The sequence below is a fragment of the Klebsiella sp. MS 92-3 genome, assembly GCF_000195655.1.
Classification (GTDB): domain Bacteria; phylum Pseudomonadota; class Gammaproteobacteria; order Enterobacterales; family Enterobacteriaceae; genus Klebsiella; species Klebsiella pneumoniae.
This window is the reverse complement of sequence record NZ_GL882786.1, coordinates 36,578-61,081: the sequence shown is the minus strand read 5'-3', so window position 1 is coordinate 61,081 and position 24,504 is coordinate 36,578. Positions and strand designations below refer to the sequence as shown.

At 60.7% G+C, this 24,504-nt stretch carries 22 protein-coding genes; 10 read left to right on the top strand and 12 right to left on the bottom strand.

From position 1 onward, the window contains the following. Positions 1-135: 135 nt before the first annotated feature. The 4 genes from HMPREF9538_RS17915 to HMPREF9538_RS17930 form a co-directional block, all read right to left on the bottom strand. On the bottom strand, positions 136-2,070 hold the full coding sequence (locus HMPREF9538_RS17915) for an exoribonuclease II (protein WP_004179478.1): 1,935 nt from the start codon (positions 2,068-2,070) through the stop codon (positions 136-138). A gap of 81 nt (positions 2,071-2,151) precedes the next feature. Then, positions 2,152-3,309 (bottom strand): carboxymuconolactone decarboxylase family protein, encoded by a 1,158-nt coding sequence (locus HMPREF9538_RS17920; RefSeq protein ID WP_004190734.1) that lies wholly within the window; start codon positions 3,307-3,309, stop codon positions 2,152-2,154. Positions 3,310-3,499: 190 nt separating this feature from the next. After that, complete coding sequence (fabI, locus tag HMPREF9538_RS17925) at positions 3,500-4,288, bottom strand: enoyl-ACP reductase FabI (protein ID WP_004140277.1); 789 nt, start codon at positions 4,286-4,288, stop codon at positions 3,500-3,502. A gap of 198 nt (positions 4,289-4,486) precedes the next feature. Beyond that, positions 4,487-5,029, bottom strand: coding sequence for a HutD family protein (locus tag HMPREF9538_RS17930; RefSeq protein ID WP_004152967.1), 543 nt, complete (start codon positions 5,027-5,029; stop codon positions 4,487-4,489). Between the two features lie 247 nt (positions 5,030-5,276). Between HMPREF9538_RS17930 and HMPREF9538_RS17935 the strand changes: the two genes are divergently transcribed. After that, complete coding sequence (locus tag HMPREF9538_RS17935; RefSeq protein ID WP_009484626.1) at positions 5,277-6,656, top strand: purine-cytosine permease family protein; 1,380 nt, start codon at positions 5,277-5,279, stop codon at positions 6,654-6,656. A gap of 44 nt (positions 6,657-6,700) precedes the next feature. Here HMPREF9538_RS17935 and sapF read toward each other — a convergent pair whose 3' ends face one another. From sapF to HMPREF9538_RS17965, 6 genes are all read right to left on the bottom strand, one after another. Continuing rightward, positions 6,701-7,510, bottom strand: a complete 810-nt coding sequence (sapF, locus tag HMPREF9538_RS17940) for a putrescine export ABC transporter ATP-binding protein SapF (RefSeq protein ID WP_004140269.1) — start codon at positions 7,508-7,510, stop codon at positions 6,701-6,703. Between the two features lies 1 nt (position 7,511). Continuing rightward, positions 7,512-8,504: a putrescine export ABC transporter ATP-binding protein SapD gene (gene sapD, locus HMPREF9538_RS17945; protein WP_004140266.1), complete on the bottom strand. Its 993-nt coding sequence runs from the start codon at positions 8,502-8,504 to the stop codon at positions 7,512-7,514. Beyond that, the gene (gene sapC / locus HMPREF9538_RS17950) at positions 8,504-9,394 is read right to left on the bottom strand and encodes a putrescine export ABC transporter permease SapC (protein ID WP_004151901.1); all 891 of its coding nucleotides are present in this window, start codon (positions 9,392-9,394) and stop codon (positions 8,504-8,506) included. The genes sapD and sapC overlap by 1 nt, the downstream gene beginning before the upstream one ends. Further along, complete coding sequence (sapB, locus tag HMPREF9538_RS17955; RefSeq protein WP_002901816.1) at positions 9,381-10,346, bottom strand: putrescine export ABC transporter permease SapB; 966 nt, start codon at positions 10,344-10,346, stop codon at positions 9,381-9,383. The genes sapC and sapB overlap by 14 nt, the downstream gene beginning before the upstream one ends. After that, positions 10,343-11,986, bottom strand: coding sequence for an ABC transporter substrate-binding protein SapA (gene sapA / locus HMPREF9538_RS17960; protein ID WP_002901817.1), 1,644 nt, complete (start codon positions 11,984-11,986; stop codon positions 10,343-10,345). The genes sapB and sapA overlap by 4 nt, the downstream gene beginning before the upstream one ends. A gap of 333 nt (positions 11,987-12,319) precedes the next feature. After that, entirely contained in the window at positions 12,320-13,228 is a 909-nt protein-coding gene (locus tag HMPREF9538_RS17965; RefSeq protein WP_009484624.1) for an SDR family oxidoreductase, read from the bottom strand. A 107-nt stretch (positions 13,229-13,335) separates the two neighbouring features. Here HMPREF9538_RS17965 and HMPREF9538_RS17970 point away from each other — a divergent pair, with 107 nt between their 5' ends. After that, positions 13,336-14,166: a helix-turn-helix transcriptional regulator gene (locus HMPREF9538_RS17970; RefSeq protein WP_032457047.1), complete on the top strand. Its 831-nt coding sequence runs from the start codon at positions 13,336-13,338 to the stop codon at positions 14,164-14,166. Here the strand turns inward: HMPREF9538_RS17970 and HMPREF9538_RS17975 are convergent. After that, on the bottom strand, positions 14,145-16,454 hold the full coding sequence (locus HMPREF9538_RS17975) for a helix-turn-helix domain-containing protein (protein WP_009484622.1): 2,310 nt from the start codon (positions 16,452-16,454) through the stop codon (positions 14,145-14,147). The two genes, HMPREF9538_RS17970 and HMPREF9538_RS17975, sit on opposite strands and share 22 nt — an antisense overlap. Positions 16,455-16,625: 171 nt before the next feature. Here HMPREF9538_RS17975 and HMPREF9538_RS17980 point away from each other — a divergent pair, with 171 nt between their 5' ends. Then, entirely contained in the window at positions 16,626-17,795 is a 1,170-nt protein-coding gene (locus HMPREF9538_RS17980) for a M20 aminoacylase family protein (protein ID WP_009484621.1), read from the top strand. 25 nt (positions 17,796-17,820) lie between these two features. Next, positions 17,821-19,212 (top strand): MFS transporter, encoded by a 1,392-nt coding sequence (locus tag HMPREF9538_RS17985; protein WP_004148135.1) that lies wholly within the window; start codon positions 17,821-17,823, stop codon positions 19,210-19,212. On the opposite strand, the gene pspF is transcribed toward HMPREF9538_RS17985, so the two are convergent. Continuing rightward, positions 19,203-20,192, bottom strand: coding sequence for a phage shock protein operon transcriptional activator (gene pspF, locus HMPREF9538_RS17990; protein ID WP_004148137.1), 990 nt, complete (start codon positions 20,190-20,192; stop codon positions 19,203-19,205). The two genes, HMPREF9538_RS17985 and pspF, sit on opposite strands and share 10 nt — an antisense overlap. Before the next feature lie 152 nt (positions 20,193-20,344). On the opposite strand from pspF, the gene pspA reads away from it, so the two are divergent. The 6 genes from pspA (at position 20,345) to HMPREF9538_RS18020 (ending at position 24,457) form a co-directional block, all read left to right on the top strand. Then, positions 20,345-21,013 carry a phage shock protein PspA gene (pspA, locus tag HMPREF9538_RS17995; protein WP_002901908.1) on the top strand — a complete coding sequence of 223 codons (669 nt, stop codon included), beginning with the start codon at positions 20,345-20,347 and terminating at the stop codon, positions 21,011-21,013. A gap of 55 nt (positions 21,014-21,068) precedes the next feature. Further along, complete coding sequence (gene pspB, locus HMPREF9538_RS18000) at positions 21,069-21,293, top strand: envelope stress response membrane protein PspB (protein ID WP_002901911.1); 225 nt, start codon at positions 21,069-21,071, stop codon at positions 21,291-21,293. Next, positions 21,293-21,652: an envelope stress response membrane protein PspC gene (pspC, locus tag HMPREF9538_RS18005; RefSeq protein ID WP_002901913.1), complete on the top strand. Its 360-nt coding sequence runs from the start codon at positions 21,293-21,295 to the stop codon at positions 21,650-21,652. Before pspB ends, pspC begins: the two co-directional genes overlap by 1 nt. Before the next feature lie 28 nt (positions 21,653-21,680). Then, complete coding sequence (gene pspD / locus HMPREF9538_RS18010) at positions 21,681-21,899, top strand: phage shock protein PspD (RefSeq protein ID WP_002901915.1); 219 nt, start codon at positions 21,681-21,683, stop codon at positions 21,897-21,899. Between the two features lie 102 nt (positions 21,900-22,001). Continuing rightward, positions 22,002-23,399 carry a YcjX family protein gene (locus HMPREF9538_RS18015; protein WP_002901917.1) on the top strand — a complete coding sequence of 466 codons (1,398 nt, stop codon included), beginning with the start codon at positions 22,002-22,004 and terminating at the stop codon, positions 23,397-23,399. Further along, a complete protein-coding gene (locus tag HMPREF9538_RS18020) occupies positions 23,396-24,457 on the top strand; it encodes a TIGR01620 family protein (protein WP_004140239.1) in 1,062 nt (353 codons plus the stop codon). Before HMPREF9538_RS18015 ends, HMPREF9538_RS18020 begins: the two co-directional genes overlap by 4 nt. Positions 24,458-24,504 lie beyond the last annotated feature (47 nt).

The window sequence follows — 24,504 nt, the reverse complement described above, 5'->3', positions numbered from 1 at the left end:
GAATGAAATCAATGATGCTAAAAATGAATGAAAAAGAGAAGCGAAAAAAACGCACAACCTTAATCGGTGCGACGGAAATGGCTGGATAGAGAGGAAAGAAGCAGCGGTTCCCGCAGGAACCGCTGTGAAGGGGCGTCAGACCGCCGGACGCGCAATAATGCTGCGGGTTTCCATGCGAACTTCAGCGATAGTGACATCGATAACGTCAGTCACTTTATAGACTACTTCACCTTTGATCTGCACGGTACCGTTCTCCTGGCTGCACACCAGTTCGTCGCGCACGGCGTGGAGGAACGGGGCCGGAATAAAGGCGACCGCGCCATTGTCCACCAGACGCACGCGCATCCCGCCGCGGCTGACGTCGATGATCTCCGCCGCGAAGCGGGTATCGGTCCCGGCTTTATCGTTGAGGAAACGGGCGTACAGCCAGTCGGCGACGTCGCGCTCGGCCATCCGGTTGAGACGACGGCGCTCCGCCATCTGCACGGTGGCTTCATCCTGGGGACGCGCAATGGTCTCGCCTTTAATGATGGCTTTCAGCAGACGGTGGTTGATCATGTCGCCATACTTACGGATCGGCGAGGTCCAGGTGGCATAGGCTTCAAGCCCAAGACCAAAGTGCGGGCCCGGCTCGGTGCTGATTTCCGCAAACGACTGGAAGCGGCGAATGCGGCTGTCGAGGAAACCGGTCGGCTGAGCGTCCAGTTCCCGGCGCAGCTTGCAGAACCCTTCCAGGGTGAGCACTTCCGTCGGGTCGACGTGCACATCATGGGTTTTCAGCAGGGCGGCCAACTGCTCGGTGTTCGCCGGGTCGAAACCGGTATGAACGTTATAAACGCCGAAGCCGAGCTTGTCGCGCAGAACGCGGGCGGCACAGATGTTGGCGGCGATCATCGACTCTTCGACAATGCGGTTGGCAATGCGACGCGGTTCCGCGACGATATCCAGCACTTCGCCTTTTTCGCCGAGAACAAAACGGTAGTCCGGACGGTCTTTGAACACCAGCGCATGGGTCTGACGCCATTCGCTACGACGCTGGCACACGTCCTTCAGCAGCGTAATTTGCTGCGCGATCGCCTCGCTGTCCGGCTGCCAGCTGCCGCGGCCTTCCAGCCAGTCAGAGACGTCGTCATAGGCCAGCTTGGCTTTCGATTCGATGGTGGCGGCAAAGAACTCGATATTGTCTTCGATGGTGCCATCGGCCGCCAGGGTCATCCGGCAGGCCAGCACCGGGCGCACTTCGTTAGCGCGCAGGGAGCAGAGATCGTCCGACAGCTCGCGCGGCAGCATTGGAATGTTGAAGCCCGGCAGATAGTTGGTAAAGGCGCGCACTTTTGCGGCGTTATCCAGCTTGCTGCCTTCGGCAATCCAGGCGGTCGGGTCGGCAATGGCGACCGTCAGCAGCAGTTTGCCATCAGCAGTGGACTCGGCATACAACGCATCGTCCATATCTTCGGTGCTGGCGCTGTCAATGGTGACGAAGTCGAGGGTGGTTAGGTCGCGGCGCGTCAGCCCCTCGTCGAGCATCTCGGTGGCGACGCCGTCCGGTGCCTCTTTCTCAAGATTATGGCGCGCCAGGGTTACCCACCATGGGACGAAGTGGTCGTCGCTAAAAGTGATGAACTGGGTCAACTCCGCGTAAAATCCGCGGTCGCCTTTTAATGGATGACGGCGCATCTCGGCGACGGCCCAGTCACCCTGTTTAAAATCGTGCTCAACGCCGCGGGCGGCGCGGCAGGGAATGGCGTCTTTCAGCAGCGGATGGTCAGGAACGATAGCGAGGCGATCGTCTTTCTTCTGGACTTTACCGACAAAACGAGTCAGGAAGGGCTCAACCAGCGATTCCGGCTCGGCGCTTTCGCGTTCTTTTTCAGAATGGATCACCGCGACGATACGGTCGCCATGCATCACTTTTTTCATCTGCGGCGGCGGAATGAAGTAGCTCTTCTGAGCGTCCACTTCGAGGAAGCCAAAGCCCTTTTCCGTGCCCTTAACGACCCCTTCCGCGCGCGGCGTCTGGGAATGCAGTTGCTGTTTAAGCTGCGCTAGCAGCGGGTTATCCTGAAACATAATTAGGTATTTTCGTGGCTAAAAGAGCGGCTGACATTTTTACGCGAATATGCCTGCCGCAGCAAGCGCTGTTTCAGCAATTTACGTCTGCTGACGCACATTGCCGAGGGCGATTTTCAGACGATTCATCCATCCGCACAGCCCGCTCCAGATCAACAGATCGATTGGTTGTTGCTCAGAGAGTCGATATTCCGCGAGGGGCGTTAACTGGGCGGCGCTAAACCGGTCAGGCGAGCGGGTTAACAGCTGCACCGCGGTCACGAGAGACCGGGCCTGAGGATGCTGCTGGAGCCAGTGATGGAGGGCCTGGTCGCCCTCCCGCAGATGGCTGGCGAACTCCTTTTCACCCTGCCAGTGGGGGAGCCAGGCGTCAAAACAGGTGGGGCTGCCATTGGTGCGCGCCGTGAGTAAGGCGACCTGCGGGCCAAAGGTATCATCCGTGCTGAGCTGGCGGATCAAGATCTCCAGAGGCGCGAATAACTGTGGGTCGCAGGCCAGCAGCGGCGCCAGCTCGCCCAGACCGGGCAGCGACTGCCAGCCGGCGATGCGCCGCTGACGCTCATCATCGGCATACTGCAGGTCGGGATCCGCAATGTCTGCCTGCCATGCTCCCGGCGGCGGGGCGAACAGCTCCGCGGGTGCCTCCTCTTGCTGGGGCATACCGGGGATCCAGCGCACCGGAAAGCCCTGGGCCGCCTGCAGGACGGCAATCGCCCGCGCCTGGAAGCCGACGAATCCGATAATCTGGTTGAACAGAATAATGTCCCGACTGGTTAAGCCCACTTCGTCCAGCTGGCTACGGGAGAGAGCGTTAATAACCGAGGGCGAACCGGCAAGCTGACGAGCATATTGCGTGATTTGCGCCAGACGACGGTTGCTCTCGCGCGAGGAGTCGGGGCCTGGCAGGGGAGCAAGGCGGGCGGCGTAGTGGTTACACAGCCGCTGGACGCCGTAGACCTGGGCGACGGTGAGCGCGGTGCTGAGTCGATCGTAAGCGGTAAAGGTCTGCAGGCGACTCACCGCCACCTGGTCGGGAAACAGCAGTTCGGCCAGCTGGCGTGCGGGGTGTAGCCAGTCAGCGTGGGCACGTAGCCAGGCGGCCGGCAGCGTCAGGTCCAGCAAAAAGCGGTCTTCAACATGGGCGGCTTCAGGGACGAGCGGCAGGACATCCACCGGGCAGATTGTTGACTGGGTTTCGTGATACCAGTGATTTTTGCCATTCACGCGGCGTGGCTCCATGGGCTTTCCTTGTTCGGTATGTGGCGAACCGCCGTTCCGCGGATCGTTTATGCAGAACTATCCTGGCGTAACCCGGAAGCAGGAGAAAATATTGATACGTGCTAACAAATAGCCGATTGGAATAACAGGTGGGGCGTAAGGCGTGGGGGAGGGAAGAACCCTCCTCACCGGGGCGAGGAGGGGAAGGAACTTATTTCAGTTCCAGCTCGTTCATGGCGGCGATATTGAACCCGCCGTCAACGTGAACGACTTCACCGGAGATCCCCGCAGACAGGTTGGAGCACAGGAAGGCTGCGCTGTTACCCACATCTTCAATGGTGACGGTGCGACGGATCGGGGTGACCGCTTCGCAGTGCGCCAGCATTTTACGGAAATCTTTAATACCGGACGCGGCCAGCGTACGGATAGGACCGGCAGAGATGGCATTGACGCGAACGCCTTCCGGACCCATGGCGTTAGCCATATAGCGGACGTTAGCTTCCAGAGAGGCTTTGGCCAGACCCATCACGTTATAGTTCGGGATCGCGCGCTCTGCGCCCAGGTAGGAGAGCGTCAGCAGAGCCGAACCCGGGTTCAGCATGCCGCGGCAGGCTTTGGCCATTGCCACGAAGCTGTAAGCGCTGATGTCGTGCGCGATTTTAAAGCCGTCGCGAGTGACAACGTCAACGTAGTCGCCGTCTAACTGGTCAGCCGGGGCAAAACCGATTGAGTGGACGAAACCATCGAATTTTGGCCAGACTTTTTCCAGCTCGGTGAACAGCGCGGTGATGCTCTCATCTTCAGCAACGTCGCACGGCAGCACAATGTCAGAACCCAGCGCGGCAGCAAACTCTTCTACGCGACCTTTCAGTTTCTCATTCTGATAGGTGAATGCCAGTTCCGCGCCTTCGCGGTGCATTGCCTGCGCGATGCCGTAGGCGATGGACAGTTTGCTGGCGACGCCAGTGATCAAAATGCGCTTACCGGAAAGAAAACCCATAGCTTTAATCCTTATCGTTATTGCTTATTTTTACTTTAACAATCATAACGTTAACATTGTTATTTCAAAATAACTCAAATTTAGCCGGGAATTATATCCCACTGACGACCCCTTGTGTCACGATATTTTTCAGCCGGTCCGCGCCGCGCGGGGCAAAAGTACATCGCGATAGCTGCAGTATATCATCTCTCCTGACGATTATTTGAGCGCGATCTCCGCCAGCAGCAGGCGTCCATTGCTGCCCACGGGACGCAGATTCCGCGGGGATCCACCGCGCCAGCAGAGGCCGCTGCCGGCCGCGCAGCGTCGCCCGGCCAGATCCCACTCGCCTTGTAGAACATAAGCGACCCCCTCGCTGGCAGGGCATTGCAGGTCGCTAACGACCTGGACCGTCGCCGACGCGCGCCCGCGCTGAGTCATGATATTGAAGTCCAGCCCTGGCGCAACGATCCCGACGCTGGACAGCGCCCATTCGCCGGGGAAAGCCCACGGCTGCCAGAGCGCCAGCGGTTGGTCGATATTCTCGCCACACAGCCGTAGCGGCTGCCCCGCCAGCAGAGTAATGACCCGGTCGACGCCAGGAAAGGGGGAGAAAGGGCCATCCGCCTGCAGGGTGGCAATACTCGCTCGCCAGAGAAAAGGGGCATCTGGAGCGGGTACGCAGATGATTTCGCGCGTCTCTCCGCCACCGTTTTTCCACGGCGTGACGGGGAGCGTCGAAAGTTGAAAAGGGACCATCATGGGCAGCATACCTTAGTTAATCGCTTCCGGCGTCAACAATAAGCACCGCCTTGAGCTAGTTTAGTAACTTTCTGCAATACAAATATTTTACATATTCGTCACAAAATGAGAGTGCATGCAAGGCGGTGAGTTGTCAATGCTTGTATATACAAGAACGATTGAGTGAGGTGATATTAATAACTTGAGTGAGGAACCTATGTCTTCGTTTTCGTCTACAGACGGGCAGTCAAAGAGCAATTATGCTGGAATGAGTGAAAGGCGGTCGATTGATTACATCCCGGAAAGCGAACGGCATGGACACCCTTTTAGCCAGTTCACCCTTTGGTTTGGCGGCAATCTGCAAATTACGGCGATTGTCACTGGCGCTTTAGCCGTTGTGCTGGGCGGCGATGTAGTGTGGTCTCTGGTCGGGCTGCTGGCCGGTCAGATGCTGGGGGCGGCGGTGATGTCTCTGCATGCGCTGCAGGGACCGCGACTGGGACTTCCGCAAATGATCCTTAGCCGCGCCCAGTTTGGGGTTTTTGGCGCGGTGGTGCCGCTGGTGCTGGTTTGCGTCATGTATATCGGTTTTTCTGCCAGCGGCACCGTATTGGCCGGGCAGGCAATGGCCAAACTACTGAATATCAGCCACGTAGCCGGGATGCTGATATTCAGTGCGATTATTATCGTTATCGCCGTCCTCGGTTATAAGGTGATCCACAAGCTGGGCAAACTGGCGAGTATCGTCGGAATTCTCGCCTTCGTTTATATGTTCATCACGCTGCTACTTTCGGCCGATCTCAGTGCGCTCGCGCACAATAACCATTTTTCGCTGCCGACGTTTTTATTAGCCGTATCGCTCTCCTCATCGTGGCAGATCGCTTTTTGCCCCTATGTATCCGACTATTCGCGCTACCTGCCACGCGATGTTTCCGCCACGAAAACGTGGTGCTCAGTGTTTTTCGGCACCGTATTGGGTACCCAAACGTCGATGACGCTCGGGGTTCTGACAGCGGCCATTGCCGGCAGCGCGTTCCCTGGTCACGAGGTGAGCTATCTGGTGGGATTAGGTAAGAGTCAGGCGATGGCCATGGTTATCTATTTCGCCATCTGTTTTGGTAAAATTACCTTCACTACCCTCAATGCGTACGGCAGCTTTATGTCGCTGACCACCATTGTTTCCGCCTTCCGCCGGCAAACCGTGCTGTCGCAAAAGTGTCGCATTGCATTCGTGGTGCTGATGGTGACGGCTTCCTGCATTATCGCGTTGCTTAGCGAACCCGCTTTCTTAAAGCATTTCACGCATTTTCTTCTGTTTCTGCTGGCGTTCTTCGTGCCGTGGAGCGCCATCTGTCTGACGGATTATTATCTTATCTCGAAGGGCGCCATCGATATTCCGGCGCTAAGCGACCCGCAGCAACGCTACGGGTTCTGGAACCTGTACGCGATCACCCTGTATATCGTCGGTGTGCTTATCCAGTTGCCGTTCATTGAGAACCCGTTGTTCCATGGTTCGCTCACGTGGATCTTCGCCGGTAACGATGTCTCATGGATAATAGGCTGGTTTGGCACCGGGGTTCTTTACTACGCGCTGCGCCGCTTTGACCGCCGGTCGCTGCCGGCGCAGAGTCTTTTCCCTTCTACCTGAATGACAAGGGCGGCGTGAGGGCCGCCCCTGCCGTTGCCTGCCAGCTATTTCCCGTCTTTGCGCCAGGCGTCGGCGGTGAGGGCTTCCCCGAAGTGGCCGGCGATCAGGCGCCGGGTCAGGTCGTGCAGCGGCGAGGCCAGCACATCGGCAGTGCTGCCGCGCTCGACCACTTCGCCGTTATGCATCACCAGCACCTGATCGCTGATGTGTTTCATCATTCCCAGGTGCTGAGTGACATAGATATAGGAGATGCCCTGTTTCTCCTGCAGCTCCAGCATCAGGTTGATAAGCTGGGAGCGCATCGACATATCCAGCGAGGCCAGCGCCTCATCGCAGACGATAACCTTCGGGCGCAGGATCAGCGCCCTGGCGAGGCCGAGACGCTGCTTCTGACCGGGCGCCAGCATATGGGGGTAGTAGCTGACGTGGTCCGGCAGCAGACCGACCATGCGCAGGGTGTCGATTATCTGCTTCTGCCGCGCCTCGGCGTCGAGATCGGTATTCAGTCGCAGCGGAAAATCGAGGATCTGCGAGATGCGCTGACGCGGGTTCAGCGAGGTCGACGGATCCTGAAAGATCATGCGAATCTTCTGGCTGCGGTAGGAGTAATCCCCAAAAGTCAGCGGATGATCGTCAATCAGCAGTTCGCCGCTGGTGGGTTCCACCATGCCCGCCAGCATCTTCGCGAGGGTCGATTTCCCGGAGCCGTTCTCGCCGATAATCGCCAGCGTCTGCCGTTCGCGCAGGGTAAAACTCAGCGGTTTAACCGCCTCAACCGTCTGACGGTGAAACCAGCCGGTGCGGTAGCGAAAGGTCTTACTGAGTTGGCGAACTTCCAGCAATGTTTCGACCATTTCACTCTTTCTCCATGTTCAACGGGAAATGACAGGCGTACAGATGGTTGCGCGCCCCGGTAAGACGCGGCGTTTCGATACACTCGCGCTGGGCGTACGGGCAGCGCGGCCCCAGCCGACAGCCGATAGGCAACTGCTCCAGCAGCGGGATCGCTCCAGGCAGGGTGTTGAGGCGACTTTTATGCGGCATGGCGCTACCGAAATCCGGGATCGCGCGGATTAACGCCTGGGTGTAGGGGTGATGTGGGAGGGTGATCAGCTCTTCGCTGGGCCCGCTCTCCACCGTCTGCCCGCAGTACATGACGTTGATTTTATCCGCCCATTTGCTGAGCATTTGCAGGTCATGGCTGATCAGCAAGATGGTGGTGTTGTTGTTCTGGTTGAGCCGCGTCAGCAGGCGAATAATCTGCGCCTGGGTGGTCGGCTCCATGGCGTTGGTCGGCTCGTCGGCAATCAGCAGACGCGGCTGGTTGGCCAGGGCGATGGCGATCATCACCTTCTGGCACTCGCCCTCGGTCAGCTGATAGGGGAAGCTGCGCATGGCATCTTTGTGATCTTTAATGCCGACGCGGTGCAACAGCTCGATGGCCCGGCGCTTGCGCCAGCCCAGACGTTGCCACCAGCGGCCCTTGTAGGTCCAGCCGGGGATACTCTGAATCAGCTGCTGGCCGATGCGCTCAGAGGGATCGAGGCACGACTGGGGCTCCTGAAAAATCATCGACACGTTATGGCCGATCAGCTTCCGGCGCTCGCGGTTCGACAGTCGCAGCAGGTCAATGTCATCGAAGCGCATGCGGTCGGCCGTGACCCGCCAGTTGTCTTTGGTCACGCCGCAGATAGCTTTGGCAATAAGGCTTTTCCCGGAGCCGGATTCCCCCACCAGGCCGCGGATTTCGCCTTCGGTCAGCGTCAGGCTGACGCGATCGACTGCTTTTACCCAGCCTTCGCTGGTTTTAAATTCAATGGTTAAGTGACGAATATCGAGTAACGGCATTATTCTACCCCGGCAATGATCGCCCGGCGAATACCGTCGCCCAGCAGGTTGACCAGCAGTACGCTGAGCATAATCGCCGCCCCGGGGAGCATCACGGTCCACGGCGCCACATAGATAAGCTCCAGCGCATCGCCCAGCATGGCTCCCCATTCCGGCGAAGGCAGCTGGGCGCCGAGATCAAGAAAGCCCAGTGCGGCAATATCCAGAATGGCCATCGACAGGGCGCGAGTGATCTCGGTCACCAGGCCGGAGGCGATATTGGGCAGGATGGCGAACAGCAGAATATTCAGCGTCGAGGCGCCGTCGAGGCGGGCGGCGATGATGTACTCTTTCTCCAGCTCATCGTGGACCATGCTGTAGACGGAGCGCACCATGCGCGGCAGCAGCGCCAGCCAGACGGCGAACATCGCATGGCTCAGATGCGGCCCGGCAAAGGCGACGACGATAATCGCCAGCAGCAGCGAGGGGATGGAGAGCAGGGTGTCGAGGATATGGTTCATCACCGCCGAGCGCAGGCCGTGGGTCGATCCGGCAATCACGCCCAGCACCAGACCAAACAGCGTGGCGCCGAGGGTGACGACAAAAGCGCCGCCGACGGTGGGCGCCGCGCCGCTCAGCAGTCGGCTCAGCACATCGCGGCCGAGGTCATCGGTTCCCAGAAAGAAGGAGACTTCGCCATAGCGCGACCACGACGGCGGCAACAGCTGGTAGCCGAGGAACTGCTGGTCGATGCCGTAGGGGGCGAACCAGCCGCCGAAGACGCAGAGCAGCAGCAGGCCCGCGCAGCCGTACAGACCGATCATCGCCGTGGTGTCGCCATAGAACTTACGCCATACGGTGCGCAGCGCGCCGGGCGGACGCTTTTCCAGATAAACGCTATCGTAGGGCATACCATTCCTTATGTTTCAGTGGGTTAGCCATGGCACCGAGAATATCGGAAATTACGTTGACAATAATCACCAGCGCGCCAATCACCATCACTCCGGCGGAGATCGCCGCGTAGTCCTGCTGGCGAATGGCGTTGATCAGCCAGCGGCCCAGTCCAGGCCAGCTGAACACCATCTCAGTGATCATCGCCAGGGTGAGCATGGTGGAAAACTGCAGGCCGAGACGCGGGATCACCGGCGGCAGGGCGTTGTGCAGCACATGGCGCAGTAGAATTTTGCGTCGCGACACGCCGCGGGTGGCGGCCGCTTTTACATAGTTAGTGTCATACACCTCGCTGGTGCTAATGCGCATCAGGCGGATCACTTCAGTGGTGGGGGCGACCGCCAGGGTCAATACCGGCAGCACCATATGCCGGGCGGCGCTGACGATCATCTCATGGCGCCACGGCGAGTCCGAAAGCCAGGCGTCGATCAGCGCGAAACCGGTGACGTTTTTCACCTCATACAGCAGATCGAAGCGACCGGAGACCGGAAGCCAGCCGAGGGTCAGGGAAAAGAAGAGGGTCAGGAGCAGGGCCAGCCAGAAGACCGGGATCGAGAAACCGACCAGCGCGACGGCGCTGATCAGGGTATCGGGCCATTTATTGCGCATTACGCCGGCGATCATCCCCACCGGAATGCCTATCAGCAGGGCAAAGCCGAAGGCGAGGATGCACAGCTCCATGGTCGCCGGGAACACCTCGCGCAACTGCTCAGAAATCAGCTGGCCGTTAATGCTGGAGACGCCGAAATCCCAGTGCAGCACCCCTTCAAACCAGAACAGCCACGCATTCCACAGGGAAGCGCCCTGCAGTGGGGCATGAGGGGTGAAATAGCTCAAGCTGAAACCGACAAAGGTCAGAAAAAAGAGGGTGATCAGCAGCAGCAGCAGACGGCGCAGGGTAAAAATAATCATGGCTTTTTCACCTCTTCGGTATTTTCCCTCGATACGCCAGCGAACGAAGCGTTACCGAAAGGGCTGAGCACCAGGCCTTTCATATCATAGCGGTAGGCCTGCAGCCGCAGCGACGAGGCCAGCGGCAGGACCGGCAGTTCGCGGGCGAGGATCCGCTGCGCCTCTTTGTAAGCGTCCATCCGCGAGGAGAGCTGCTGCGAGAGCAGCGCTTTTTGCAGCACGTCGTCAAACTCCCGGTTACACCAGTGGGCAAAGTTGGTTTGCGAGGCGATGGCCGCGCAGCTCAGCAGCGGTCGGAAGAAACTGTCCGGATCGTTACTGTCCGTCGCCCAGCCGGAGAGCGTCAGGTCGTGGCTCATGTCCATCAGGCGCGCCTCCTGGAAACGTCCCTCTACCGGCACAATAATCACCTTAACGCCAATCTGCGCCATATCCGCCTGGATAAGCTCCGCCGTTTTCAGCGGGCTGGGATTCCACGCCTGCGAGCTGGTGGGCACCCACAGCTTGAGGGTCAGGTTTTCCAGCCCCAGGGCTTTCAGGCGGGCGCGGGCCTCCTGCGGATTATATTCGGTAATTTTAGCGTCATTATCGTAGGCCCACGAGGCCCGCGGCAGCATGGACGCCGCCGTCTCCGCGGTGCCATAGTAGATAGACTGCATCAGGCGCTGGTTGTTGATCGCCAGCGCCAGGGCATGGCGCACCTCAGGGTTATCCAGCGGCGGCTTGGCGGTGTTGAAGGCCAGCCAGGCGATGTTCATTCCCGGGCGCAGCGTCAGGCGCAGGCGCGGGTCGTCACGCAGGATCGTCAACTGGCTGGCGGCTGGCCAGGCCAGCACGTCGCATTCTCCGGTCAGCAGTTTCGACAGGCGGCCGGTGCCGCCGGAGCCAAGGTCGACCACCACCTGGGGCATCAACGGTTTGCCGCGCCAGTAGCCGGGGTGGCGCTGCAGGCGAACATATTGTCCGGAGCGGTAATCGGATAGCTGGAACGGGCCGGTGCCAACCGGCTGGCGATCCAGTTGCTCCTGGCGGTCGTCCTGCGTTAAGCGGGCGGCATATTCGGCAGAGGTAATTGACGCATAGTGGGTGGCCAGATGCCAGAGGAACGAGGCGTCCGGCCGCTTGAGGCGAAACTCCACGGTCTGATTATCCAGCTTGCGGACGCTCTCCACGCTGTCAGCAAACTGCAGACTGTCGAAGTAGGGGAAGCTGCTGCCGTTGACGTTGTGCCACGGATGGTCGCGGTTAAAAATACGGCCAAAGGTAAAAATGACGTCATCGGCATTAAAGTCCCGCGTCGGGGTAAACCACGCCGTGCGTTGAAACGGGACGTGGCGGCGCAGGTGAAAGCGGTAGGTGGCGCCGTTATCGAGAACTTCCCAGCTCTCCGCCAGCTCGGGGACCAGCCGGTAGGTATAGGGATCGACGTCAAGCAGACGATCGTAGATCTGAGCGGCCAGCGTATCGACAATCAGGCCGCTGCTGACTTTCTGCGGGTTAAAGGTATTAACCTGGCCGCTGACGCAATAGACGAAACCGCTATCGCGGATATCGGCGCGGTCGGGGAGCGCAGGGGCGGCAAAAGCTGGCCCACACAGCAGGGAAACGGCTGCCAGGAGAGATGACAATTTCAGGCGCATATTTTCTGTTTGATTATAGAGCTGAACTCTATCTTATTAAGATTAATAGACATTCACCACCGCCTTCAACAAGCCTGAGGGATAATGCGGTTACCGGGTGCGTATAGTATTCAGTCAATTGATTAAAATAGTCGCGGAACCGAGTCTGTATAGTGAAACATGGTAACTTTTTATCGCCGATATCGCCAGTCAGCTCTGTTTGGCCGCGGTTGACCAAACGGCGACGACGTGCGGACGCTAGAGAATAGATTCAGTATAGCGGGGAGAAAGCCGATGCCCCGACGGGCGACTAGCCGTACCCGTCGGGTGTGATACAGGGGGAGCGTGTTTCGATTATTGTGACAGTGTCACTTTATGATAGTCCATATTCTGCAGGTCCTCCAGCAGCCCGGGGCCAACCGGCTGCCACTGCAAGCGCTCGCGGGTCCATGCCGAGCTGGCGCGCAGGTCAAGGGCGGTAAACGGCGCAAACCAGCCGAACCAGGCGTCGACCTGCGACTCATCCAGGTGGGTCAGCGGCAGGTTTAATCCGTGGGCAATTACCGCGGCAATATCGCGTAATGCGATCCCCTCTTCGGCCACCGCATGATAGCGCTCGCCGGCCGCGCCCTGAAGCAGCGCGCTGACATACAGACGTGCGACGTCATCGACATGGGCGGCTGACCAGCGGTTGCTTCCCTCGCCGCGCAGGGCTACCGCCCCGTTGGCGACCGCGCGTTCGATGTAGCAGGTCAGCAGTCCCTGACGCACGGTGTCATGCACCTGCGGTAAGCGGACCACCCTGACATCCACTCCCGCCTCCAGCAACTGCTGGCCGGCGAGCTCTGAGGCGGTGCGCGGGCTGGGGTGCCCTGAGTTGAAGAACGACTCCCGGGCCGGGGCGCCGCTCCCGTCGTCGCCCATCAGCGTGCCGGAGGTGATCACCAGCGGCCGCGTGCTGCCTCGCAGCGCCTGGCCCAGGGCCAGGATCGCCTGGCGGTCTTTCTCGCAGTTAGCGGCAAAGCGGCTGAAGTCGTGGTCGAAGGCGGTATGGATCACCGCGTCGGCGTTCCCGACGCCAGCCAGCAGCGACTCCGGGGCATCCAGCGTGCCGCGATGCACCTCGGCGCCGGCCGCCTTCAGGGCCTGTGCGGTGCTTTCGCTGCGCGCGAGGCCGATAACCTGATGGCCCGACGCCTGCAGCGCCGGAAGAATACGTGAGCCGATAAATCCGCTCGCGCCGGTAAGAAATATACGCATCATGGATCTCCTGAATGGGTTTCAGGCGTATCCTACCTGCGATGTCATACTATAAAAGTAGAGACATTATCGGGGTATAAATTCTAACAGGCAGAACCCACAGGCAGATGATGAACACTTCTGACAACCATGCTTTAGGCGATTTTCTCCGCGCCCGCCGCCAGCGTCTCGATCCGGCAACGTTTGGCTCCCCGGCGGGACGCCGGCGCACCCCGGGGCTGCGCCGCGAAGAGGTCGCGCAGCTCGCCAGCATCAGCCCGACCTGGTATACCTGGCTTGAACAGGGGCGCGGCGGGGCGCCTTCCCGCGAGGTGCTGGAGCGGATCGCCCGCGGTCTGCGGCTGACCACCCCGGAGCGCGAGCATCTGTTTATTCTCGCCTTTGGCCATCCGCCGCAGACGCGTCTGACGGTGACGGATGATATGACGCCGCGGCTGCAGCGGGTGCTTGACGCTTTCACCATTCCGGCGATTATCCGCACCGCCAGCTGGGACGTCATCGCCTGGAACGCGCCGGCGGCCAGGGTGCTGACCGACTACAGCCAACTGCCGCTGGCGGAGCGCAACGTGCTGCGCCGCCTGTTTACCCGGCCGGAGGCCCGCTGCACTCTGGAGGACTGGCAGAGGGTGGGGCAGCTTATCGTCAACGCCTTCCGCGCCGACGTCACGCGGATGGGCGCCACGAAAGAAACTGACCAGTTGATCGCGGAGCTCAGCCAGCAGAGCGTCGAGTTCGCCCGTTTCTGGCAAAGCCATGACGTCGCCGGTCATGGAGAAGGCTATAAGCGCATTAACCACCCGCAGATGGGTCCGCTCGACCTGGAATTTACCTCCTTTGCCGTGGAGGGCCGTCCCGATCTTTCCCTGCTGGTCTTTAATCCGGCAACGACGGAGAGCCAGCGGAAAATTCACGGTTTACTTCAGGGGTCTGTGGGCGACTGAGGCGTAAACTCGTACAGCACCAGCGCATTGCTCTGCAGCGAGTCGATCCGCAGCCAATAGCCATCGAGCCTGGCTTCATCCACGCTGAGCGCCGGACGGGCCTGATGCATCAGCCACTGATAATCCTCGGCGTCAGGGCCGCTGCGGCTGCGAAAGGCGTCCACCAGCGGGAACAACGCGCCGTGGTGCTGATCGAACAGGTGCTGTTTGATGCGCCAGCTGCCATCCAGGCCCTGCAGCCGCACGCTGTAGGGCTGGCTGAAGCGCTGGATAAAGGCCGCTTCGCTGGAGAGCCAGGGATTGTAGACCACCGTATTGCGCAGCAGCAGCTGGTAGTGACCCTGGTGGTGGAGCAGCAGCAGGTTTTTATCGTGAACCAGGATCTCGCCGCGCAGCCGTCGCCAGAGCCAGAGTACCCAGTAAACCGGGCGCGGCAGGCCGTGCAGATAGTGCAGCGCCAGGCTGGAGGTATCGAGCTTGCCGTTGGCGCGAGCTTCGCCCTGGAGGCCTGAATTTAACCAGAAGCCCGCCAGCCAGACCTGGTCCGCCACCCCCAGCAGATTATCCATCAGCAGCGCGCCGCGAAAAAAGCGGCCGTTGGTATCCCGCGTATCGCCGGTCAGCGTATTCCAGGAGAGCAGCCACAGCGGCAGGTTGAGCTGACGCTGGCGCAGGGCGCTGTGGATCTGCCGCAGCTTGTGCAGCGGGTAATGTTCGCTGGAGGCCAGGCGGCGGCTGTCTGCCTGGGCCAGATCCAGCTGTTCGTTGGCATCTGCCTGGCAGGCGAGAAAATCCGCCTCCGCCAGCAGCGGCGAGTGGAACAGCGGATCGTTCCCGGGATCGCTGGGAGCAAAGCGGTGCCAGATCCCCAGCTGCGGCTGCGGCAGCAGGCGGCGAAGAACCTCGCGCTGCTGGCGCCAGGCCGCCTGGCGGGCCGCTTCGCTGGCCTGCGGCGACCAGTGCCAGACAAAGCGCCAGCTGTTGAGCGTGGCTGGCGGAAAATGGTTGGCGGCGAGCTGCAGGAAGCGCTGCAGCAGGTCACTGCGGGTGGTGACGCCGGTGTGCAGGATCACCTGCCAGCCCATCGCCGCCAGCCAGCTAAAAATCTGCTGCAGGTTGTACCAGCAGGCGTAGCCGGCCATCTGCGGATCGTCCCAGCCGGTGCCGAACAGCCGACTGCTGAGAAAGGGATCGTTGATATCGATGGCATACACCGGCAGGGCGTGGTGCAGCTGTTCGAGTTCCCGGCGCACATCTGCGCGCAGCAGATCGTCCAGTTCGCGCACGGTCACCACCATCCGGGTATGGCGCAGCGCTACGGGGCGCGCTGGACGATCGCGCAGATTGATCTCCCGGGTCTGCGGTGGGTTGATCGGCAGGGGGGGGCTTTCCCGGTCGCGTGGTTCCGGCTCATTGAGTCGCGCATACAGTCGGTCGGCCGCCACCGGCTGCCAGCGATCGGCCTGCGGCGGGCGCGGTCTGGCAAGCTCCAGAGGATGCTGTTCACGATACTGGCGCGGCGTCACGCCGTGCTGGCGCTTAAACAAATCGCTCATCATTCGCGTACTGGCGAATCCCTGTTCGCGGGCGATTTGCTGGACGGTTTTGCGGGTGGTTAATAGCTGGTCGGCGGCGTGGCGCAGGCGCAGCGCGGTGAGGTACTGGACAAAACTTACCCCGACCTCTTTGCGAAATAAGCGTGACAGCCAGGCCTCGGAGACAAATTCCGCGGCCGCCACCTCCTGCAACGAGAGGCGACGCTGATAGTTAGCGTCGATCCGCGCCACCACGCTGGCTATTCTCCGGCTCCATTTTTCGGTATCGCGCCGGGGCGTGGAGGCGATGGGCTGGCTAAAGCGCGTGGCCAGCAGCAGCGCTATCTCACTCAGCCAGCGGTTGGCCTCCAGTCGGTAATGGCCAGGATGATTGACCAGGCCGCTCACCAGCAGCTGGCGCATCAGGCGGCGCAGGCCGTCATCGGCATCCCGGGTGCGCGGCGTTATCTGGTAATCGACGGCAAAAAAGGCATTATCGAGGCGGGCCAGCCAGCTGGCGGAGAGGGTGAGGATCATCACGGCGTTGGCCCCGGCGCTGCGCAGGCTCCAGCGACGGTTGCGGTTAACGATCGCCAGCCCGTCGGCGGCGAGCGGCTGCGACGCACCTTCCGCCACCGCCAGATTTACGCTTCCCTCCAGTACCCACAGCAGCGTCAGCAGATCGCTTTCCGGCTGGGTCAGCTGACGCACATCGCGTACGGTGACGCTAAAGTCGCCTGCATGGTGCTCCACATGACTCTCCTCTGTAGACAAAAAACAACCGGTTGTTTTTTGTCATAACCGATATGTATGAAAAACACTCATTGATTTTTCGTCAATATAAAACAAAAAAGCGCGCCTGCAAGCTGAGCCACCCGCATAAACTCGAAAGTGTCGTGCAAACACAACACAGGAATAACAAAAATGACACATCCGTTGCTAGAAGCATTGCAGGTTAACGAGGCGCAATTTATTGCTCTGCGTCGTCGGTTCCACCAGCAGCCGGAGATCGGCTTTGAAGAGCACCAGACCAGCAGCGAGGTCGCCCGACTGCTTGGCGAGTGGGGATACGAGGTTCACCGCGGCCTGGCGGGCACCGGAGTGGTGGGCACGCTGCGCGTCGGCGAGGGGAAAAAACGCCTTGGCCTGCGGGCGGATATGGATGCCCTGCCGATGCAGGAGCGGAGCGGTAAGCCGTGGGCAAGCCAGGTTGAAGGGCGCTTTCACGGCTGCGGCCATGACGGGCACACCACCACGCTGCTCTACGCAGCTGAATATCTGGCGCGCACCCGCCAGTTTACCGGCACGCTGCAGCTGATTTTCCAGCCCGCGGAAGAGTTGCTGTACGGCGGGCGGGTAATGGTCGAGGACGGTCTCTTTGACCAGTTCCCCTGCGACGCCATCTTCGGCCTGCACAATATGCCGGGTCAGCCGTTGGGCAAGATCGGCCTGCGCGACGGGGCGATGATGGCCTCCTCCGATACGCTGCATATTGAAGTGAAGGGCGTTGGCGGCCACGGCGCGGTGCCGGAGCATACGGTGGATGCCACGCTGGTGGCCTGCCATATTACCCTCGCGCTACAGTCCATTGTCTCGCGCAATATCACCCCGTTTGAGCCGGCGGTGGTGACCGTCGGCAGCATCCAGGCCGGTCATGCGCCCAATATCATTAACGATCACGTGCTGATGAAGCTCACGGTGCGCACCCTCAATGAGCAGGTGCGCGAGACCGTGCTGCAGCGGATCCATGATATCGCCGTGGCCCAGGCGGAGAGCTTCAATGCCACCGCCACGCTGACCCACGTCAACGGCAGCCCGGTGTTGCGTAACGATCCGGCGACGAACGCCGTGGTGCGGGAGGTGGCGACAGCGCTGTTTGGCGCAGAGCAGGTGGGCGAGGTGAAGCCGTTTATGGGCAGTGAAGATTTTGCCTTCATGCTGGAGCAGCACCCGCATGGCAGCTATTTCACCATCGGCGCTGGCGATGAGCCGGATCGCTGCATGGTGCATAACCCGGGGTATGACTTCAACGACGCGCTGTTGCTGACCGGCGCGGCGCTGTGGTGTGGCCTGACGGAACGCTATCTGCGCTAATCACGAGAAACGGGAGGGCCATGCGATGAGCACTGTCACAATAAGCGACACCCCGTTTGTCGGCAACGATCGCCTGCTGGTGGGGATTGTGTTAAGCGTTTTAACCTTCTGGCTGTTCGCCCAGTCGGTGATTAACGTGGTGCCGGCGATGAAAAGCAGCCTTGATATCTCTCTTGAAACCTTAACTCTGGCCGTCAGTCTCAGCGCGCTGTTCAGCGGCTGCTTCGTGGTCGCCAGCGGCGGCCTGGCGGACAAGTTTGGCCGGATGCGGATGACCACCCTCGGGCTGGGGCTGAGTATCGTCGGCAGCGCCATGCTGGTGGTCGCTCAGGGACCGGGGCTGTTCCTGGCCGGCCGGGTGCTGCAGGGGCTGTCGGCAGCCTGCATTATGCCGGCGACGCTGGCGCTGATTAAGACCTGGTATGAGGGGCGTGCGCGGCAGCGGGCGGTCAGCTTCTGGGTCATCGGCTCGTGGGGCGGCAGCGGTCTCTGTTCCTTCGTCGGCGGGGCTATCGCCACAGGGCTCGGCTGGCGCTGGATCTTCGTCTTCTCGATCGCCGTTGCCCTGCTGGCGCTGTTTTTGCTGCGCGGCACGCCGGAGAGCCGCAGCGCCAGCGCCAGCCAGCATAAGCTGGACGTCGGCGGTCTGCTGAGCCTGATTGTTGCGCTGGTGCTGGTGAATCTGTTTATCAGCAAGGGCCACGGCTGGGGCTGGAGCAGCCCGCTGTCGTTGACCATGCTGGCCGGGGCGCTGGCGGCGGGGACGATATTTATCCGCAACGGCATGCGCAAAGGCGAGGCGGCGCTGATTGATTTTGCGCTGTTCCGCAATCGGGCCTACGGTGCGGCAGTGCTGTCGAACTTTCTGCTCAATGGGGCGATTGGCACCATGATGATCGCCAGCATCTGGCTGCAGCAAGGGCACCACCTGACGCCGCTGGAGAGCGGGATGATGACCCTCGGCTATCTGGTGACCGTCCTGGCGATGATCCGGGTCGGCGAGAAGCTGCTGCAGCGCTATGGCGCCCGGCTGCCGATGATGGCCGGTCCGGTGTTGACCGCTATCGCCATCGCGCTGATATCCTGCACCTTTCTCGAAAAGGCGCTGTATATCGGGGTGGTGTTCGCCAGCAACGTGCTGTTTGGCCTCGGGCTGGGCTGCTACGCCACGCCATCGACGGATACCGCGGTGGCCAATGCCCCGGAGAACAAAATCGGCGTCGCCTCGGGGATCTATAAGATGGGCAGCTCGCTGGGCGGGGCGATGGGTATCGCCGTGACAGCGTCACTTTTCGCGCTGTTTTTACCGCTGGGCATGGCCCATGCCGCCCAGTATGCCCTGTGGTTTAACGCCGTCTTATGTCTGGGGGCGATGGCGGTGAGCGCGCTGCTGCTGCCGCGCGCCTCTCACAGCTGATGCTTTTTCAGCAGCGCGCGGAGCTGGTGATAGGTTAATCCCAGCAGCTCCGCCGCCTGCTTCTGATGATACTTCGCCTGCTCCAGACTCCGCTGCAGCAGGCGTTTTTCCTGCTGGAGCTGGAAATCGCGCAGATCCAGCGGTAGCGCGGGCAGCTCATCGCCGGGCGCGGCTTCCGGCGGAGAGCCGGGGGACTGACGAAAAGGGTTAATAATAATCGCGTCCAGCTCATGTTCGCTGTCGCCGTGGCGATACACCGAGCGCTCAACCACGTTCTTCAGTTCGCGAATATTCCCCGGCCAGCGGTAGCCGAGCAGCGTCGCGGTCGCTCGTTCGCTAAAGCCGGGAAACAGCGGCAGACCGAGTTCGCGGCACATCTGGATGGCAAACTGGTTGGCGAGCAACATGATGTCGCTCTGCCGGTCGCGCAGCGGGGGGAGCTGTACCACGTCGAAGGCCAGGCGGTCGAGCAGGTCGGCGCGAAAATGACCTTCCTCGACCATCTGCGGCAGGTCAGCGTTGGTGGCGCACACCAGCCGGACGTTAACCTGCAGCGGCTGGCTGCCGCCCACGCGCTCCAGCTCGCCATATTCAATCACTCTTAACAGCTTCTCCTGCACCAGCATTGGGGCTGTCGCCAGCTCATCGAGAAACAGCGTCCCGCCGTCGGCGCGCTCGAAGCGCCCGGGATGGCGCTTGCTGGCCCCGGTGAAAGCCCCGGCTTCGTGGCCGAACAGCTCCGAGTCGAGCAGATTATCGTTCAGCGCCGCGCAGTTCAACGAGATAAACGGCCCCTGCCAGCGGCTGGAGAGGTAGTGGAGACGGTTAGCGATAAGCTCTTTCCCGGTGCCGCGCTCGCCGATGACCAGCACCGGTTTATCCAGCGGGGCCAGCCGGGAAACCTGTTCCAGCACCTCGAGAAAGCTGTTGGCCTCGCCCAGCAGATTATCCTTGTACTGCGCCATGATGAATTTCGCCATTAAGTAGTGTAATTAACCAGGTGACTGTAGCAATGCCCAGCACGTTTCGCAACCACCTTGTTTAAAATCAATAAGATAAAAAGTTGGCACGCCATTTGTATTAGCTAAGCCACAGGTGAATGCCTGAAACCAGAACTATGAGGATTGAAATTATGGGTATTTTTTCTCGTTTTGCCGACATCGTGAACGCCAACATCAACTCCCTGCTGGAGAAAGCGGAGGACCCGCAAAAGCTGGTGCGTCTGATGATCCAGGAGATGGAAGACACGCTGGTTGAGGTGCGTTCGACGTCGGCCCGCGCGCTGGCGGAAAAGAAACAGCTGTCACGTCGTATTGAGCAGGCGGTCGCCCAGCAGGCGGAATGGCAGGAAAAAGCCGAGCTGGCCCTGCGCAAAGAGAAAGAAGATCTGGCCCGGGCGGCGCTGATCGAAAAACAAAAGCTGACCGACCTTATCGCTCAGCTGGATCATGAAGTGCAGCTGGTGGATGAAACCCTGGCGCGGATGAAAAAAGAGATTGGCGAGCTGGAGAACAAACTCAGCGAAACCCGCGCCCGTCAGCAGGCGCTGGCGCTGCGCCATCAGGCGGCGAGTTCGTCCCGCGATGTGCGTCGCCAGCTGGACAGCGGTAAACTGGATGAGGCGATGGCGCGCTTTGAATCCTTTGAGCGTCGCATCGATCAGATGGAAGCGGAAGCGGAGAGCCACCGCTTTGGCAAGCAGCAGACGCTGGATCAGCAGTTTGCCGAACTGAAAGCGGACGATGAAATCAGCGAGCAGCTGGCGGCGTTGAAAGCCAAAATGAATCAGTCCAACCAGTAAGTATGATTGCGCGGCGCGGCGTTGCGCCGCGGCTCACCCCCTGTAAGGAGTACACATGAGCATGCTTTTTCTCGCCATTCCGCTGACGCTGTTTGTGCTGTTTGTTCTGCCGGTCTGGCTGTGGCTGCACTACAACAATCGCGGCGCCAACGGCAGTCTGACGCAAAATGAGCAGCAACGGCTGCTGCAGTTGACCGATGACGCGAAGCGGATGCGCGAACGCATTCAGGCGCTGGAAGCGATCCTGGACGCCGAACATCCGAACTGGAGGGACAAATAATGGCCGGGCTGGATCTGAATAAAAAACTGTGGCGTATCCCGCAGCGCGGGATGGTAAAGGGCGTCTGCGCGGGCATTGCTCAGCATCTTGATGTCCCGGTGAAGCTGGTGCGCCTGATTACCGTGCTGGCGATGATTTTCGGCCTCTTTTTCTTTGTCCTGGTGGCCTACATCATTTTGACTTTTGCTCTGGATCCGATACCGGACAGCGAGCTGTACGGTCATAAAGCGCCGAGCAATGGCGATCTGCTGGCCGCCGTGGATGCCGAACTGGCCTCCGGTGAACAGCGTCTGCGTGAAATGGAGCGGTATGTGACCTCCGACACCTTTACGCTGCGCAGCCGCTTTCGCCAGCTGTAAACCCTGTTTTTAACGAATGAGGCAACGCATGAATAGCAAATGGCAACGCGCCGGGCAGCAGGTGAAGCCCGGTCTGAAAATCGTCGGTAAGCTGGCGCTGCTGACCGCGCTGCGTTATGGCCCGGCGGGCGTTGCCGGCTGGGCGGTTAAATCGGTCGCGCGTCGGCCGCTGAAAATGCTGCTGGCGGTGGCGCTGGAGCCGCTGCTCAGCCGGCTGGCCAACCGCGTCACGCGCGGGATGAAATAATGCCGCCGTGGGGAAGGCGCAAAAGGATTAACGTTGTCCTGCTTATCCCCGGCAGATAGCTTATGATGACGAGACATACCTTCAGGGCATAACGGACTGGCGATGAAGCGACTGAAAACTGAATTGAATGCGCTGGTCAACCGCGGGGTTGACCGGCATTTACGTCTGGCGGTGACCGGCCTGAGCCGGAGCGGTAAAACGGCGTTTATCACCGCGCTGGTCAACCAGCTGTTGAATATCCACACCGGCGCCCGCCTGCCGCTGCTGAGCGCCGCACGCGAAGAGCGGCTGCTCGGCGTCAAGCGCGTGCCGCAGCGGGACTTTGGCATTCCCCGATTCACCTACGACGAAGGGCTGGCCCAGCTGTACGGCCAGCCCCCCATGTGGCCAACCCCGACGCGCGGGGTGAGCGAGATCCGTCTCGCGCTGCGCTACCGTTCGAATGACTCCCTGCTGCGCCATTTTAAAGATACCTCCACGCTGTATCTGGAGATCGTCGACTATCCGGGGGAGTGGCTGCTCGACCTGCCGATGCTGGCGCAGGATTATCTGAGCTGGTCACGACAGATGACCGGGCTCCTGCAGGGACAGCGTGCGGAGTGGTCGGCCCGCTGGCGGCAGCTGTGCGCCGGGCTGGATCCGCTAGCCCCTGCCGACGAGGCTCGGCTGGCGGATATCGCTGCCGCCTGGACGGACTATCTCCACGCCTGTAAGCGTGAAGGGCTGCACTTTATCCAACCCGGGCGCTTTGTCCTGCCCGGAGAAATGGCGGGCGCGCCGGCGCTGCAGTTTTTCCCGTGGCCCGACGTCGACGCCGTCGGCGAAGCCAAGCTGGCGCAGGCCGATAAACACAGCAACGCCGGCATGCTGCGCGAACGCTACAAATACTATTGCGAAAGGGTGGTGAAGGGGTTCTACAAAGAGCACTTCCTGCGCTTCGACCGGCAGATTGTGCTGGTGGACTGTCTGCAGCCGCTCAACAGCGGGCCGCAGGCGTTTAACGATATGCGCCTGGCGCTGACCCAGCTGATGCAAAGTTTCCATTACGGGCAGCGCACCTTGTTCCGCCGGTTGTTTTCGCCGGTTATCGACAAGCTGCTGTTTGCCGCTACCAAAGCCGATCACGTCACGATCGATCAGCACAGCAATATGGTGTCGCTCCTGCAGCAACTGATTCAGGACGCGTGGCAGAACGCCGCCTTTGAAGGGATCAGTATGGATTGCCTGGGGCTGGCGTCCATTCAGGCGACCCAGAGCGGGCTGATTGAGGTGAATGGCGAGAAAATTCCCGCCCTGCGCGGCAATCGCCTGAGCGACGGCCAGCCGTTGACCATCTATCCCGGTGAGGTGCCGGCGCGCCTGCCGGGCCAGGCCTTCTGGCAGCAGCAGGGATTTCAGTTTGAAAACTTTCGTCCGCAGGTCATGGATGTCGATCGGCCTTTGCCGCACATTCGTCTCGACGCGGCGCTGGAATTTTTGATTGGAGATAAACTGCGATGAGCGAACCGTTAAAACCGCGGATTGATTTTGATGGGCCGCTGCAAGCGGAGAAAATTCCGCCGCTGAAAGGCGCTCGCGCCTTCGACACCCTGGAGGCGGACAACTTCGCGCCAGCGCGGCTGGTGACCGGCGAAGAGGAAGAGGGGGCGGCGGAAGCGGTGGTGGAGTCGGTCCTGCGACCCAAACGCAGCCTGTGGCGGCGGATGGTCAGCGCCGGACTGGCGATCTTCGGCGTCAGCGTCGTGGCGCAAGGCGTGCAGTGGACGGCTAACGCCTGGCAGACCCAGGACTGGATTGCGCTGGGCGGCTGCGTCGCCGGGGCGCTGATCGTCGGAGCCGGCGTCGGTTCGCTGGCCACCGAGTGGCGCCGTCTGTGGCGACTGCGCCAGCGCGCCCACGAACGCGATGAAGCGCGCGATATGCTGCACAGTCACGCGGTCGGTAAAGCGAAAGCGTTTTGTGAGAAGCTGGCGCAGCAGGCCGGGCTGGATCAGTCGCATCCGGCGCTGCAGCGCTGGTATGCCGCGATCCACGAAACGCAAAGCGACCGTGAAGTGGTGAGCCTTTATGCGCAGCTGGTGCAGCCGGTGCTCGATGCCCAGGCGCGGCGGGAAATCAGCCGTTCGGCGGCGGAGTCGACGCTGATGATTGCCGTCAGCCCGCTGGCGCTGGTGGATATGGCGTTTATCGCCTGGCGGAACCTGCGGCTGATCAACCGAATTGCCACGTTGTACGGCATTGAGCTCGGGTATTACAGCCGTCTGCGACTGTTTCGCCTGGTGTTGCTCAATATCGCTTTCGCTGGCGCCAGCGAACTGGTGCGCGAGGTGGGCATGGACTGGATGTCGCAGGATCTGGCGGCCCGGCTGTCGGCGCGCGCCGCGCAGGGCATTGGCGCCGGCCTGCTGACCGCCCGTCTCGGGATCAAGGCGATGGAGCTGTGCCGCCCGCTGCCGTGGATCGCCGATGATAAACCGCGACTCGGCGATTTTCGTCGCGAGCTGATTGGGCAGTTGAAAGAGACCCTGCAGAAAAGCAAAACCCGCCCGGAGAAGTAACCTCCGCTCAGAGACATCGCCCGGGGGGGGGGGCGGCCCCCCCCCCC

What these genes read in the sequence shown, in the direction of transcription:
- HMPREF9538_RS17915 (WP_004179478.1), bottom strand. Translation starts at nt 2,070, where the DNA reads ATGTTTCAGGATAACCCGCTGCTAGCGCAGCTTAAACAGCAACTGCAT.
- HMPREF9538_RS17920 (WP_004190734.1), bottom strand. Translation starts at nt 3,309, where the DNA reads ATGGAGCCACGCCGCGTGAATGGCAAAAATCACTGGTATCACGAAACC.
- fabI (WP_004140277.1), bottom strand. Translation starts at nt 4,288, where the DNA reads ATGGGTTTTCTTTCCGGTAAGCGCATTTTGATCACTGGCGTCGCCAGC.
- HMPREF9538_RS17930 (WP_004152967.1), bottom strand. Translation starts at nt 5,029, where the DNA reads ATGATGGTCCCTTTTCAACTTTCGACGCTCCCCGTCACGCCGTGGAAA.
- HMPREF9538_RS17935 (WP_009484626.1), top strand. Translation starts at nt 5,277, where the DNA reads ATGAGTGAAAGGCGGTCGATTGATTACATCCCGGAAAGCGAACGGCAT.
- sapF (WP_004140269.1), bottom strand. Translation starts at nt 7,510, where the DNA reads ATGGTCGAAACATTGCTGGAAGTTCGCCAACTCAGTAAGACCTTTCGC.
- sapD (WP_004140266.1), bottom strand. Translation starts at nt 8,504, where the DNA reads ATGCCGTTACTCGATATTCGTCACTTAACCATTGAATTTAAAACCAGC.
- sapC (WP_004151901.1), bottom strand. Translation starts at nt 9,394, where the DNA reads ATGCCCTACGATAGCGTTTATCTGGAAAAGCGTCCGCCCGGCGCGCTG.
- sapB (WP_002901816.1), bottom strand. Translation starts at nt 10,346, where the DNA reads ATGATTATTTTTACCCTGCGCCGTCTGCTGCTGCTGCTGATCACCCTC.
- sapA (WP_002901817.1), bottom strand. Translation starts at nt 11,986, where the DNA reads ATGCGCCTGAAATTGTCATCTCTCCTGGCAGCCGTTTCCCTGCTGTGT.
- HMPREF9538_RS17965 (WP_009484624.1), bottom strand. Translation starts at nt 13,228, where the DNA reads ATGATGCGTATATTTCTTACCGGCGCGAGCGGATTTATCGGCTCACGT.
- HMPREF9538_RS17970 (WP_032457047.1), top strand. Translation starts at nt 13,336, where the DNA reads ATGAACACTTCTGACAACCATGCTTTAGGCGATTTTCTCCGCGCCCGC.
- HMPREF9538_RS17980 (WP_009484621.1), top strand. Translation starts at nt 16,626, where the DNA reads ATGACACATCCGTTGCTAGAAGCATTGCAGGTTAACGAGGCGCAATTT.
- HMPREF9538_RS17985 (WP_004148135.1), top strand. Translation starts at nt 17,821, where the DNA reads ATGAGCACTGTCACAATAAGCGACACCCCGTTTGTCGGCAACGATCGC.
- pspF (WP_004148137.1), bottom strand. Translation starts at nt 20,192, where the DNA reads ATGGCGAAATTCATCATGGCGCAGTACAAGGATAATCTGCTGGGCGAG.
- pspA (WP_002901908.1), top strand. Translation starts at nt 20,345, where the DNA reads ATGGGTATTTTTTCTCGTTTTGCCGACATCGTGAACGCCAACATCAAC.
- pspB (WP_002901911.1), top strand. Translation starts at nt 21,069, where the DNA reads ATGAGCATGCTTTTTCTCGCCATTCCGCTGACGCTGTTTGTGCTGTTT.
- pspC (WP_002901913.1), top strand. Translation starts at nt 21,293, where the DNA reads ATGGCCGGGCTGGATCTGAATAAAAAACTGTGGCGTATCCCGCAGCGC.
- pspD (WP_002901915.1), top strand. Translation starts at nt 21,681, where the DNA reads ATGAATAGCAAATGGCAACGCGCCGGGCAGCAGGTGAAGCCCGGTCTG.
- HMPREF9538_RS18015 (WP_002901917.1), top strand. Translation starts at nt 22,002, where the DNA reads ATGAAGCGACTGAAAACTGAATTGAATGCGCTGGTCAACCGCGGGGTT.
- HMPREF9538_RS18020 (WP_004140239.1), top strand. Translation starts at nt 23,396, where the DNA reads ATGAGCGAACCGTTAAAACCGCGGATTGATTTTGATGGGCCGCTGCAA.